12 protein-coding genes are annotated in these 12,749 nt (G+C 67.1%); 3 read left to right on the forward strand and 9 right to left on the reverse strand.

Annotated elements, in window-relative coordinates; translation table 11 throughout:
* Nucleotides 1-80 precede the first annotated feature (80 nt).
* Nucleotides 81-929, forward strand: coding sequence for a phosphodiesterase (locus NX02_RS10435; protein ID WP_025292140.1), 849 nt, complete (start codon nucleotides 81-83; stop codon nucleotides 927-929).
* Nucleotides 930-946: 17 nt separating this feature from the next.
* On the opposite strand, the gene NX02_RS10440 is transcribed toward NX02_RS10435, so the two are convergent.
* From NX02_RS10440 to NX02_RS10475, 8 genes are all read right to left on the reverse strand, one after another.
* Nucleotides 947-1,561, reverse strand: coding sequence for a YitT family protein (locus NX02_RS10440; RefSeq protein WP_025292141.1), 615 nt, complete (start codon nucleotides 1,559-1,561; stop codon nucleotides 947-949).
* 122 nt (nucleotides 1,562-1,683) lie between these two features.
* The gene (locus tag NX02_RS30690; protein WP_025292142.1) at nucleotides 1,684-2,112 is read right to left on the reverse strand and encodes an META domain-containing protein; all 429 of its coding nucleotides are present in this window, start codon (nucleotides 2,110-2,112) and stop codon (nucleotides 1,684-1,686) included.
* A gap of 38 nt (nucleotides 2,113-2,150) precedes the next feature.
* Nucleotides 2,151-2,645 carry a pyridoxamine 5'-phosphate oxidase family protein gene (locus tag NX02_RS10450; protein WP_025292143.1) on the reverse strand — a complete coding sequence of 165 codons (495 nt, stop codon included), beginning with the start codon at nucleotides 2,643-2,645 and terminating at the stop codon, nucleotides 2,151-2,153.
* 55 nt (nucleotides 2,646-2,700) lie between these two features.
* The gene (locus NX02_RS10455; protein WP_025292144.1) at nucleotides 2,701-4,986 is read right to left on the reverse strand and encodes an ATP-dependent helicase; all 2,286 of its coding nucleotides are present in this window, start codon (nucleotides 4,984-4,986) and stop codon (nucleotides 2,701-2,703) included.
* Between the two features lie 73 nt (nucleotides 4,987-5,059).
* Nucleotides 5,060-5,989, reverse strand: a complete 930-nt coding sequence (gene argC / locus NX02_RS10460) for an N-acetyl-gamma-glutamyl-phosphate reductase (protein ID WP_025292145.1) — start codon at nucleotides 5,987-5,989, stop codon at nucleotides 5,060-5,062.
* Nucleotides 5,986-6,756 carry a C40 family peptidase gene (locus tag NX02_RS10465; protein ID WP_025292146.1) on the reverse strand — a complete coding sequence of 257 codons (771 nt, stop codon included), beginning with the start codon at nucleotides 6,754-6,756 and terminating at the stop codon, nucleotides 5,986-5,988. Before NX02_RS10465 ends, argC begins: the two co-directional genes overlap by 4 nt.
* The gene (locus NX02_RS10470; protein WP_025292147.1) at nucleotides 6,689-7,012 is read right to left on the reverse strand and encodes a MarR family transcriptional regulator; all 324 of its coding nucleotides are present in this window, start codon (nucleotides 7,010-7,012) and stop codon (nucleotides 6,689-6,691) included. The genes NX02_RS10465 and NX02_RS10470 overlap by 68 nt, the downstream gene beginning before the upstream one ends.
* A 115-nt stretch (nucleotides 7,013-7,127) precedes the next feature.
* Nucleotides 7,128-8,531, reverse strand: a complete 1,404-nt coding sequence (locus NX02_RS10475; protein WP_025292148.1) for a leucyl aminopeptidase family protein — start codon at nucleotides 8,529-8,531, stop codon at nucleotides 7,128-7,130.
* 68 nt (nucleotides 8,532-8,599) lie between these two features.
* Between NX02_RS10475 and NX02_RS10480 the strand changes: the two genes are divergently transcribed.
* On the forward strand, nucleotides 8,600-9,184 hold the full coding sequence (locus NX02_RS10480) for a hypothetical protein (RefSeq protein WP_025292149.1): 585 nt from the start codon (nucleotides 8,600-8,602) through the stop codon (nucleotides 9,182-9,184).
* Between the two features lie 56 nt (nucleotides 9,185-9,240).
* Here NX02_RS10480 and rimO read toward each other — a convergent pair whose 3' ends face one another.
* Entirely contained in the window at nucleotides 9,241-10,578 is a 1,338-nt protein-coding gene (rimO, locus tag NX02_RS10485) for a 30S ribosomal protein S12 methylthiotransferase RimO (RefSeq protein ID WP_025292150.1), read from the reverse strand.
* 213 nt (nucleotides 10,579-10,791) lie between these two features.
* On the opposite strand from rimO, the gene NX02_RS10490 reads away from it, so the two are divergent.
* Nucleotides 10,792-12,693 carry a PhoX family protein gene (locus tag NX02_RS10490; protein WP_025292151.1) on the forward strand — a complete coding sequence of 634 codons (1,902 nt, stop codon included), beginning with the start codon at nucleotides 10,792-10,794 and terminating at the stop codon, nucleotides 12,691-12,693.
* The last annotated feature ends 56 nt before the right edge of the window (nucleotides 12,694-12,749 follow it).

Here is a 12,749-nt window from a genome sequence, read left to right on the forward strand (position 1 = left end):
ATCCCTTGACGGCGAGCCGGATCCACGAATCGCATTGGGCGGTGGGTATGCAGACGCCCGCGCGCAGGAAGGCCGGAGCGGTGCTGATCGCGCAGATCACCGACATCCATCTCGGGTTCGATCCCGACAATCCCGGGGAGTTCAACCGGCAGAGGCTGGATCGCACCTTCGCTGCATTGCTGGCCATGTCGCCCTTGCCCGATCTCGTTCTCGCAACGGGCGACCTCGTCGATCGCGGCGACCTGGACAGCTATCTGCGTCTGCGCGAGGCGTTCGACGCCTTTCCGATCCCGATCCTGTCCTGCCTCGGTAATCATGACGTCCGGGAGAATTTCGGTGCCGTCTTCGGGGAGATCGCGCCGGTCGACGGTTTCTACCAGTATGAGCATGACGCCGGATCGCTGCGGCTGATCGTGATCGATACGCTGGAAGAAGGGCGCCATGGCGGCGCATTCTGCGAAACGCGCGCCGCGTGGCTGGCGGCACGGCTGGCGGAACGTCCGGCGGATCCGGTGGCGATCATCATGCATCATCCGCCGGTCGATGTCGGCATCGCCTGGATGGCGACGCACGAGGAAGAGCCGTGGGTGCAGCGCTTCGCCGCGGCGATCGCGGGGCAGCCGCAGGTGCGCGCGGTGATCTGCGGGCATCTGCACCGGCCGGTGACGGTCGGCTGGCGCGGCACGACGGTGTCGGTCTGCCCGTCGACTGCGCCGCAGGTCGCGCTCGACCTCGCGCCGATCGATCCGGACCGACCCGACGAGCGCCCGATGATCATCGCCGATCCGCCGGCCTATGCGCTGCACCTGTGGAATGGCGAGACGCTGGTCACCCATTACGACACGGTGGAATCGCACCCCGTGCTCGCCGAGTTCGACGCGCGCATGCAGCCGCTCGTCCGCAGCCTGCTCGCCGAACGCCCGAGCTGAGCGGGCAGGCCGGGGGTTCAATAGCCGGTGTAGCGGCCGGGGCGGTGCCAGGCCATCAGGATGCCGCTGATCGCGGCGGCGCTGAGCATCGACCAGATGAACGCCTCGGGCGACAGCACGGTCAGCGACGCGCCCAGGATGACGGCATCGAACAGGATCTGGGTGCGGCCCGCATTCCAGCCATGGCGTTGCTGCAGCCAAAGCCCGATCACGCCGATACCGCCGACGCCGGCGCCATGCCGCGCGACGGACAGCGTGCCCATGCCGATCACCATGCCGCCCGCGAACGCGGCGACCGGCGGCGCGATCGTGGCCAAACGGAAGACCTCCGGCGCCAGTCCGGCGGTGATGACGATCCCGAGGTTGAGCAGCACCGTTTTGATCATGAACCGCCGCCCCATCACCCGGCCGGCGAACAGGAAGAAGGGCAGGTTGATCAGCGCGAACAGCAGGCCGACCGGCACCGGCAGTAGATAAGAGAAGAGCAGCGAGAGCCCAGCGATCCCCCCGGTCGTCAGCCCCGCGGCACGCAACAGCAACAACCCCAGGACGATCAGCACACAGCCGACGACCAACGCGTATACATCTTCGAACAGGCTATGAGGCCTGGCATCCTCGACCGACTTCTGCATGCGACCCCGACTGTTTAGACACCGATCAGCCAAGCTCTCCGTGTCGCGCCGTCGCCGCGCGTGCCGCCATCCTTATACGATCCGGATCGCGCTTCAACCGCGCCGCGTGCCGGATGGTCGGGTCATTGCCGTTCGAGCAGCACCGTCTCCCCGCCGGTGCCGGTCAGGGTCAGCGTCCCTGCTGCACCGCCCGACACCGCGAGCGGCGCGGCGAAGCGGGCCAGCAACACCGTCTCGCGCTGCATCAGCGGCGGGGGGCAGGCCATGCGCGTCGTTCCCAGCGCGCCGATCGTCAGCCGATCCCCTGCAAGCTGGAAGCTGCCGTTGAAGCGGTTGCACCCGGTGGTGCCCGATACGCGATCGCCGGCGAAGGCGATGGTTGCCGGTGCGCCTTCGAGCGGCTGGTTATCGATCGCCTTGATCGCCCAGATGCCGGTCAGCCCGGCCGCGTCGGCGGTCGGCGGCGGGGGTGGAGGGGATGTCGGCTGCGATGCCGGTGGGGCGGCGCATCCAGCGAGGATTAGCAGGATCGTCACTGAAATCGCCCGCATCGGACACCCCTCCTGTTCCGCGATACCGTGGTAGCAGCTTAACTCAGGGTCACGTCGGCAACCTTGTCGCGATAATCCTGCTTCGGATCGCCAAGCCCCATTAGCATTTTTGCGCCGGCGAACAGGCTTTTTTCGTCGAGCCATATCTGCGCATGCTCGGCATCCAGCCGGATCAGCTGCAACAACGGGTCATCCTTGCCGCCTTCGAACCATGCCGCGACGAAGGGATTCCACAGCCGATCGACCATCGCCCGATCGGGCTCGATCCGCAGATCGCCATGCACGGTGGCGAACAGATCATGCCCCTTGGCGGTAAAATGGGCAATCGCGCGATGGCTTTCACGCATCGCGCGTACCAGGCCATTGTCCCGCGTGGTGAAGAACCAGATCGGGCCGTGCGTGCCATCGCCATCGGTCAGTCCGGTCATCGGCTGGGCATGACCATCGGCGACGCCGTCGAGCCCGAGCATCATCGTCCTATCCGATTTGAGCGCCTTCCAGAATTTGGCTTCGAGTTCCTGCGGTGCCGGCATCCCTTGTCTCCTTGGTTGATGGCAAAGGAACGGGTGGGGCAGGGCGCAGTTCCGGTCAGCCCGGGATGGTGACGAAGCTGTCCATCACCCGCTTGCGGCCCGCCGTCTCGAAATCGATCTCCAGCTTGTTGCCTTCGATCTCGACGATCGCCCCGTAGCCGAACTTCTGGTGGAACACGCGCATGCCGCATTGGAGGTCGCTGCGCCCCTTGTTGCCCAGGCTGACCGCGCTCGCACGTGCCTCGACGACACGCGCCGGCTCTCGGCTGAATGATCCCGTCGTCGCCGCGCGCTGCCAGCCGGGGCCGCGGCCGGTGCTGCGCGCGACACTGCTGAACGGATCGGCATGTTCGGACCAGTTGGCCCGCCACAGGCTTTCGCCGCCCGACATGCTGCTTTCGGCCTGGACATGCGCCTCGGGCAGTTCGCCGACGAAGCGCGACGGAATCGAACTCGTCCACTGGCCATATATGCGACGGTTGGCGGCGTGCAGGATCGCCGCACGGCGGCGCGCGCGCGTGATCGCGACATAGGCGAGGCGGCGTTCCTCCTCGAGACTGGCAAGGCCGCCTTCGTCGAGCGCGCGCTGCGAGGGGAACACGCCTTCCTCCCACCCGGCGAGGAACACGGTGTCGAACTCCAGCCCCTTGGCGGCGTGGATCGTCATCACCGTCACCTTGGCGTCCTCGACCGCGGCGTCATTGTCCATGACGAGGCTGACATGTTCGAGGAAGGCACCGAGCGTCTCATATTCCTCCATCGCACGGATGAGTTCGTTGAGATTTTCCAGCCGGCCCGACGCCTCGACGCTCTTTTCCGCCTGCAGCACGCCGGTATAGCCCGATTCATCGAGGATCAGCCGGGCAAGCTCCGCATGCGGAAGATCGTTGGCGCGGTCCCGCCAGCGCGCGACATCGGTCACGAAATTGCCCAGTGTGCGCCGCGCCGCGGAGGTCAGTTCATCGGTATCGAGCAACCGCGCCGCGGCATGAAGCAAGGGCGCGTCGGATGCGCGGGCAAACATGTGGATCTTCGCCACGGCCTTGTCGCCGAGACCGCGCTTGGGCACGTTGACGATGCGCTCGAACGCGAGATCGTCTGACGGCTGGTGGACGAGGCGGAGATAGGCCAGCGCATCGCGGATCTCGGCGCGCTCGTAGAAGCGGAAACCGCCGATGATGCGATAGGGCAGGCCGATCTGGATGAAGCGGTCTTCCAACTCGCGGGTCTGGAACTGCGCGCGGACGAGGATGGCGACATCGTCATAGGATCCACCGCGCAGCCGGTGTGTCTCGATCTCGTCGCCGATGCGGCGGGCTTCCTCCGGCCCATCCCACACGCCGATCACCTGCACCTTCTCGCCGGCGTCGCGTTCGGTCCACAGCGATTTGCCGAGGCGCCCGCCATTGTTGGCGATCACCGCGGAGGCGGCGGCCAGGATGTGCGGCGTCGAGCGGTAATTCTGTTCGAGCCGTATGATCGCAGCGCCCGGGAAGTCCTTCTCGAACTTCAGGATATTCTCGACCTGGGCGCCGCGCCAGGAATAGATCGACTGGTCGTCGTCGCCGACGCAGCAGATGTTCTTGTGCGCCTGCGCGATGAGCCGCAGCCAGAGATACTGGCTCGAATTGGTATCCTGATATTCGTCGACCAGCACATATTTGAAGCGCTGCTGATACAGCTCCAGCACGTCGCGATGGCGCTTTAGGATGGTCAGCATGTGCAGCAGCAGGTCGCCGAAATCGCACGCGTTCAACGCCCGCAGCCGATCCTGATAGGCGCGATACAGATCCTGGCCGCGGCCATTGGCGAACAGCTCGCTTTCGCCCGCATCGAGGTCGGCAGGGACCAGCCCCCTGTTCTTCCAGCGATCGATCAGGCCCGCCAATTGGCGCGCCGGCCAGCGCTTCTCGTCGAGCTCGGCGGCGGCGATCAACTGCTTGAGCAGGCGCAGCTGATCGTCGGTATCGAGGATCGTGAAATTGGCCTGCAGCCCCACCAGTTCGGCATGGCGGCGCAGCATCTTCGCGGCGATCGCGTGGAAGGTGCCCAGCCATGGCATGCCTTCCACGGCATCGCCCACCAGCCGGCCGACGCGTTCGCGCATCTCGCGCGCCGCCTTGTTGGTGAAGGTCACGGCGAGGATCTCGGACGGCCACGCACGCCGCGTCGCGATCAGATGCGCGAGCCGCGCGGTCAGCGCAGCGGTCTTGCCCGTGCCTGCCCCGGCAAGCACCAGCACCGGGCCCTCGGTGGTCAGCACCGCCTGGCGCTGGGGTTCGTTCAACCCGCGGAGATAGGGCGGGTCGGCGGGCGAAGGGGTGGGGACAGCAAGACTCACGCGCGAACAGGTAGGGAACGAGGCAGCCGGAGGCAAGCCGGACGCCTGCCGCCATCGTGCGCAGGGCGCGCGACTATAGCGTCAGGCCCCGCGTCTCGTCCTGCCCGGTCAGGATGTTGAGCGACTGCACCGCAGCGCCGGCAGCGCCCTTGCCGAGATTGTCGAGCGCGGCGATCAGCCGCACCTGGCCGCCGTCGGGGCTGGCGAACAGGAACAGGTCGAGCCGGTCGGTGCCCGCCGCATGTTCGATGGTCAGCCCGGCTAGCGCCTCGGCCGGCATGACGCGCACGATCGGTGAGGCGACATAATGCGCCTCCAGAACCGCGCGCAGCGCGGCAGGCGTCGGTCGTCCGGGCATTGCGGCAAGCTGCAGCGGGACCTCGACGATCATGCCGCGAAGGGTGTGCACGACCGCGGGCGCGAACAGCGGCGGTACCGAAAGGCCGGCATGGCTCATCATCTCGGGCACGTGCTTGTGCGCAAGGCCCAGCGCATAGCCCCGCCACGCGGTGTCGGTGTCGCCATTCTCGAACTCGGCGATCATCGCCTTGCCGCCGCCCGAATAGCCGGAGACGGCGTTGACGCTGATCGGCCAGTCCGCCGGGATCAGCCCCGCGGCGACCAGCGGCCGCACCAGCCCGAGAAAACCGGTGGGGTAGCAGCCCGGATTGGCGACGCGCGTCGCCGCTGCCAGCCGCGCGCGGCCATCGGGTTCGATCTCATGGAAACCATAGGTCCAGCCTGGCGCCACGCGGTGCGCGGTCGATGCGTCGATCACGCGCGTGCGCGAATTGTCGATCAGCGCCACCGCTTCGCGCGCGGCATCGTCCGGCAGGCACAGGATCGCGACATCGGCCTCGTTCAGCGCCTCGCGCCGGGCGGCGGCGTCCTTGCGCCGGTCCTCGGGCAGTTCGATACGGCTGATGTCGGTGCGGCCGGCGAGCCGTGCCTCGATTTCCAGCCCGGTGGTGCCCGCGCCGCCATCGATGAACAGGTTGGTCATGCGCCCAGCCTCCGGACAAGAAGATCGTCACGCCCGAGACGGGCGAGCACATCGGCCAACGGCTCGGCGATCACCGCGCCAGCGCTTCCGCTGGCGTGGATCAGCCGCTCCGAATCGGCCATGATGCCGGCATGGCCGGCGACGAAGACAAGATCGTTACGCCCGATGGCGCCGCCAGCGTCGATGGCCGTGCCCAGCGCGTTGCGCTGCAGGTCGACGTCGCGGGGCGCGGCGATGCCGAAGGGGGCGAGCGCGATCTGGACGAGGCCGCCGACGTCGACGCCGGCGCTGCTGCGCCCGCCGGCGACGAAGGGTGTGCCGACAAGCGAGCGGGCGAGCGCGGCCGGATCGGCATGATGGCCGGCAACGGGCATGCGGACCGTCCTGTCATCCCCGATGTCGAGCCCGTCCATCGCGATATAGCCGACATAATGGTCGTGCGAACAATAGCCCCAGGCCCAGCCGCCATCGATATCGATCGCGGCGAAATGCTCGCCCAGCAGCAATTCGGACGTCTGCCGACCGGCTGGCCCCGGCCGGTCATAAAGCGGCAGGTGGGCGACGGTGCAGACCATCGTCAGCGGACGGGCATAATGCGGCGCGAACAGGCGGCCTGCGAGGGCGATGTCGGCGATGTCGCGGCGGGCGGCATGGACGCGCGGATCGTAGCTCCAGGACGTGCCCGTGAGCGCGAAGCGCTCAGGCCGTGACGCGTTCGCGCTGGGGGACCTTGCCGTGATCGTCGATGAGATTGCCGAAGCCTTCAAGAAAATCCGTTCCTTCCCGCGTGCGCGCGACGAAGATGTTGCGGCGGTCCGCTTCGTCACGCTGGCGGCGCAGATAGCCGAGCGCGCCCAGCCTGTTCAAGGCGCGCGTGACAACCGGCTTCGAAACATTCAGCCCGCGCGCGAGGCCGCGCACGGTGTGGGGCCCGGGCGTGAGATAAACGAGCAGCATCAGCGCCATCTGGCGGTTGGTAAGGTCTGGTTCACCCGAGCGGACATAGTCGACGAGAGTCTCCATCCATCCCCTCAGTCCTCGCTCAGGCACGTCCCGTTACTCCGACTGTTATGCGGCGTTGCAGAGAACGCGCCAACCCCGGGCTGGTTTCGTGTCCGATCCGTTTACTGTGAGACGCTTAGCCGGGACGCTGTGCCGGAAGGCGCTGGGAAAGCAGCCGCCACGCGGCGCGAAGCCCCAATGCTTCGCCGCCGCGCGGCCGTCCGGGCTTCGCCGCGGGGCGCCACGCAAACGTGTCGAGATGCACCCACTGCACCGTCTCCGGCACGAACCTGCGCAGGAACAGCGCCGCCGTCACCGCGCCGGCAAAGCCGCCTTCGGGCGCGTTGTTGAGGTCGGCCACGTCGGATTTGAGCAGTTCGTCATAGCCCGACCACAGGGGAAGCTGCCACAGCGGGTCGTCGACCGCGCTGCCCGCCGCGAGCAATGCCGCAGCGAGCGTGTCGTCGTTGCTGAACAGCGCGGGCAGGTCGGGGCCCAGCGCGACGCGGGCGGCGCCGGTGAGCGTCGCGAAGTCGATGATCAGTTCGGGCGTTTCCTCCACCGCGCGGGTCAGCGCGTCGGCCAGGATCAGCCGCCCTTCGGCATCGGTATTGCCGATCTCCACGCTCAATCCCTTGCGGCTGCGCAATATGTCTCCGGGCCGGAACGCGTCGGCCGCGATTGCATTTTCCACGGCGGGCACCAGCAGGTGAAGCCGGACCGGCAGGCGCGCCGCCATCACCAGCCGGGCAAGCGCGATCGCATGCGCGGCGCCGCCCATATCCTTCTTCATCAGCCGCATGCCGGAGGACGGCTTGATGTCGAGACCGCCGCTGTCGAAGCACACGCCCTTGCCGATGATGGCGACGCGGGGATGCTCCGGCCGGCCCCAGACAAGTTCGATCATCCGCGGCGCGCGTGCGGGATCGGCAGCGCGGCCGACGGCGTGAACCATCGGAAATTGTTCGGCCAGCATCTTGCCGCTGGTGATCGCAGCCTTGGTGCCGAAGTCGCGCGCCAGCGCCTCCACCTCGGCCTGGAGCTGCGCGGGCCCCATGTCGGCCGCCGGAGTGTTCACAAGATCGCGAACCTGCCCTACCGCGCTTGCGATCTGCACCGTCTCGCCGATCCGCGCGGCGTCGCGAGAGAGCAGGGTGCGCGGCGCTGAGGCCGTCTCGCTGCTGCGGTAGCGATCGAAGCTGTAATGCGCGAGCAGCCAGCCCAGGGCCGCGGCGCCCGGATCGCCGCTTTCCAGCCGATAGCTTCCCTCGGGCAACTGCCCCGCCGCCTTGGCAAGGCACCATGCGCCGAGCGACTGAACATCCGCCACGCCGGCGACGACGCTCCAGTCCTCGGGGCCCGCGCCCGGCAGGATCGCCAGCGCATTGGCCTCGCCCTTGAACCTTTGCGCGGCCACGGCGGCGCGGGTGCGGGGCGGTTGCAGCCTCAGCCAGCCGTCGAATCCGGCCTTGTCGACGAGTGCGATGGAAACCGCGGATTGCCCGCGATCGGGCTGGAGCGAAGCGGAAAAGTCGGTCATGCTCTCTGTTACGGTCTGTTCGCGCCGGGTGGAAGCGCCGGGATGCATGCTGCGGGAAGGGGAAGGTGATGCGGCAACTGGGCAGATGGCTGCTGATCGCATCGATCGCGCTCGCGCTGGGCGGATGCTCGCTGCGCGGGATGATCGATCGGCTCGTCTCCGATGAGGATCGCGCCCTCGCAATGGGCGTGATCGAGGACATCCGCACGCGCGACGCGACCGCGTTCGACGAGATCCTGGCGCCGGAGATCAAGGCGGACAGCCTGCCGCAACTGGCCACCGCCGCCAGCCATTTCCCGGCAAGCCCGGGCAAGACCGAGTTCATCGCTTACTCGACCAACAGTAATTACCAGAATGGCAGGAGCAGCAGCAGCAAGTCCTTCACGCTCGTCACCACCGACGAGAAGACCTGGACGACGACGAAGCTCGAATTCCGGTCGGACGGCGGACCCCAGCGGTTGACCGGCTGGAACGTCGAAGGTTCCCGGACCAAGCCCGCGGATCTCGACGCGCTGGACACGGTGGACAAGGTGTTGCCCATCGTCGGGATGATCATGCTGGTCTTCGCGATCGGGCTGATCGCGCTGATCGTGATCCTGGTGCGGCGGTCGCAGCGGCGCGACCGCGAACTCGGCATTCGCCCGCCGCGTTGAGCGCGGCGGCATCGGCCATCGTCCGTCGCGTGAGCGCGGTGGCATCGGCCATCGCGTCAGGCAGCCTGCAGCGGCACGCCAAACAGGTCGTGATCGTCGGCGTCCTCGATCAGCACCGGCACGATGTCGCCGGGCTTCAGACCTGCCGTGTCGCGGAGCTGGACCTCGCCATCGATTTCGGGGGCATCCGCCTTGGAACGGCCGGTGGCGCCGCCATCATCGTCGACCAGATCGATGATGACATCGAGCGTGCGGCCGATCCTGGCCTGGAGCTTCGCCGCTGAAATCGCCGCGGTCTTCTCCATGATCCGGGCGTAGCGCTCTTCCTTGACCGCTTCGGGCACCGCGCCCGGCAGCGCGTTGGCCGCGGCACCTTCGACGGGCTCGAAGCGGAAGGCGCCGACCCGGTCGAGCTGCGCCTCGTCGAGCCAGTCGAGCAGATACTGGAAGTCGGCCTCGGTCTCGCCGGGGAAGCCGACGACGAAGCTGGAACGGATCGCGATGTCGGGGCAGATCTCGCGCCAGGTGCGCAATCGCTCCAGCACCTTGGCCTCATTCGCCGGCCGCTTCATCGCCTTCAGCACACTGGGCGCGGCGTGCTGGAACGGGATGTCGAGATAGGGAAGCACAAGCCCGTCCGCCATCAGCGGGATGACCTGGTCGACATGCGGATAGGGATAGACATAGTGCAGCCGCACCCATGCGCCGAGCCTGCCCAGCTCACGCGCCAGATCGGTCATGTGCGCGCGCACCTCGCCGCCCTTCCAGGGCCAGGCCTTGTGGCGCAGGTCGACGCCATAGGCCGAGGTATCCTGGCTGATCACCAGCAGTTCGCGGGTACCGGCGGCGACGAGCTTCTCGGCCTCGCGCAACACCGCGTCGGGCCGCCGAGACGCAAGGTCGCCGCGGATCGACGGGATGATGCAGAAGGAGCAGCGGTGGTTGCAGCCTTCCGATATCTTCAGATAGCTGTAGTGCCGCGGCGTGAGCTTCAGCCCGCCTTCGGGCACAAGGTCGACGAAGGGGGAGGGCACGGGCGGCGCCGCTTCGTGCACGGCGCCCACCACCGCCTCATATTGATGCGGGCCGGTCACCGCGAGCACGTTGGGGAAGCGCGCGCGGATCACATCGGCTTCGTTGCCCATGCAGCCGGTGACGATCACGCGGCCGTTTTCGGCGATCGCCTCGCCGATCGCCTCGAGGCTTTCTTCCTTCGCGCTATCCAGGAAGCCGCAGGTGTTGACGAGGACGACGTCGGCGCCGGCATAGTCGGGCGACAGGCCATAGCCGTCGGAACGCAGCTTGGTGAGAATCCGTTCGCTGTCGACCAATGCCTTGGGACAGCCGAGCGAGACCATGCCGACTTTCGGCGGGGTGGGAAGTTTCGTTGCCATGGGAGGCGGCTCACATAGGGGTTCCGAAGCCCGTTGTCATCCTGTCGTGAAGCATGCGCGCCTCGCCTTGTCGCACAATCGTCTCGAAAGCGTCACTCATGTCGCAAACCTGTCTTCCCCAATTCACTTGGCGGTCATGGAGGGGCTCTAGCCGGCCATAGTTGGCGGTGGGATTTTCCTGATTGCCGCTCAACGACAACAGGGAGTCCAGCCATGTCTCATCTGACCGACGAGGCGCGCGCCGCCTCGCGTGCCGACCAGGCCGTTACCATGCCCGAGGGGTCGAGCCTCGAGGAAATCGTCGCCGCCAATCCCGCCCGCCGCTCCATCCTGAAGAACAGTGCCGGCCTGGCGCTCGTCTTCGGTCTCGGCGGCTTCACTGCCGCGTGCGACGACGACGATGATTCGCCCGCGCCGACCCCCACCCCCACGCCGACTCCAACCCCGACTCCCACGCCGACGCCGACCCCCACCCCCACGCCGACGCCGACCGTGAGCTATGCGGTGACGTTCCAGCCGGTGGCGGAGAACCAGAACGACCAGGTTACCGTTCCGGCCGGCTATGTCGCCGAGGTTCTGTTCAAGGCAGGCGATCCCGTGCTGCCGGGTTCGATCGGCTATGCGGGCGCTTTCCAGCCCTCCAGCGAGACGCTCGCGCTCGCCGGCGGCAACCATGACGGCATGGAATATTTCGAGATCCAGGGCGTCGACCCGAACAAGGGCGGCCTGCTCGCGATCAACCACGAATATCCGGACCTCAACATCCTGTTCCCGGATTCGTCCTACGACGCCGCGACCGCGACCGAAGAGCAGAAGCGCCTCGTCGCCTCGCACGTCGGCGTCTCGGTGATCGAGGTCGTCCGTGCCGACAACGGCACATGGTCGGTCAACAGTGCATCGAGCCGCAACCGCCGTTGGCATGGCCGCGTCAGCTACAACATCGGCGGTCCGGGCACGTCGATCACTGGCACCAAGGCGGTCGGCATGCTCAACAACTGCGCCAGCGGCCGTACGCCGTGGGGCACCTACCTGACCTGCGAAGAGAGCACGAACAACTATTTCGAGCCGTCGCGTCCCGCGCACCATTATGGCTGGGTGGTCGAGATCGATCCCTACAATGAGTTCGGCACGCCCACCAAGCGCACCGCGCTCGGCCGGTTCGACCATGAGAACACCGCCTATCTGACCGACAGCGCCAATCGCGTTGCGATCTACATGGGCCATGACGGTACGCCGGGCTGCATCTACAAGTTCGTGCCCGCGAGCCCCTATTCCGCGACCACCCGGTCGATGAACAAGGACCTGCTCGACACCGGCACGCTCTATGTCGCCCGTTTCAACGGCGACGGCACCGGCGAGTGGCGCGAACTGACCCAGGGCAAGAACGGCCTGGTTCCGGGTGCGACCGATCCCGGCAACACCTCGCAGGGCCCGCAGACGCCGCAGACCGTCGATTTCGCGACGCAGGCGGATGTCGTCGTCAACACGATCTCGGCGGCACGCGTTGCCGGCGGCACCGTGATGGACCGTCCGGAATGGATCACGGTCGCCCTGGACAAGTCGATCCTGTGCGCGCTGACCAACAACAGCGGCCGCCGCGTGACCGACCCGGCCAACCCGCGCGTCACCAACCGCCACGGCCACATCATCAAGTGGCGGGAAGCCGGCGATTCGCCGCTGGCGACCACCTTCACCTGGGAAATCTTCCTGCTCGCGGGTGATCCGGTGCTGCGTTCCGGCGGGACCAACCTGGTCGGCGACATCAACGGCGATACCTTCTCGAGCCCGGACGGTCTGGGCTTCGATCCGCAGGGCCGCCTGTGGGTGCAGACCGACCACTCGGTTCCGGGTACGTCGGGTGTCACCGGCGTGACGATCATCGACGCGTTCGGCAACAATTCGATGTACAACATCGATCCCGAAACGAAGCGTTCGTCGCGTTTCCTCGTCGGCCCGGTGGGCTGCGAGATCACCGGCCTCACCTACACGCCGGACCTCACGACCTTCTTCATCAACATCCAGCATCCGACCGGGAACTGGCCGGTGGATGGTGAAGAGCCGCGTTCGTCGACGATCGTGGTGCGTCGTACCGACGGCAAGCCCGTCGGCGCCTGATCGCGCGTCGGTCTGATACGAAAGAGGGCGGTGGCTTCGGCTGCCGCCCTTTTTCA

Source organism: Sphingomonas sanxanigenens DSM 19645 = NX02 (assembly GCF_000512205.2).
In the GTDB taxonomy this organism is placed as follows: domain Bacteria; phylum Pseudomonadota; class Alphaproteobacteria; order Sphingomonadales; family Sphingomonadaceae; genus Sphingomonas_D; species Sphingomonas_D sanxanigenens.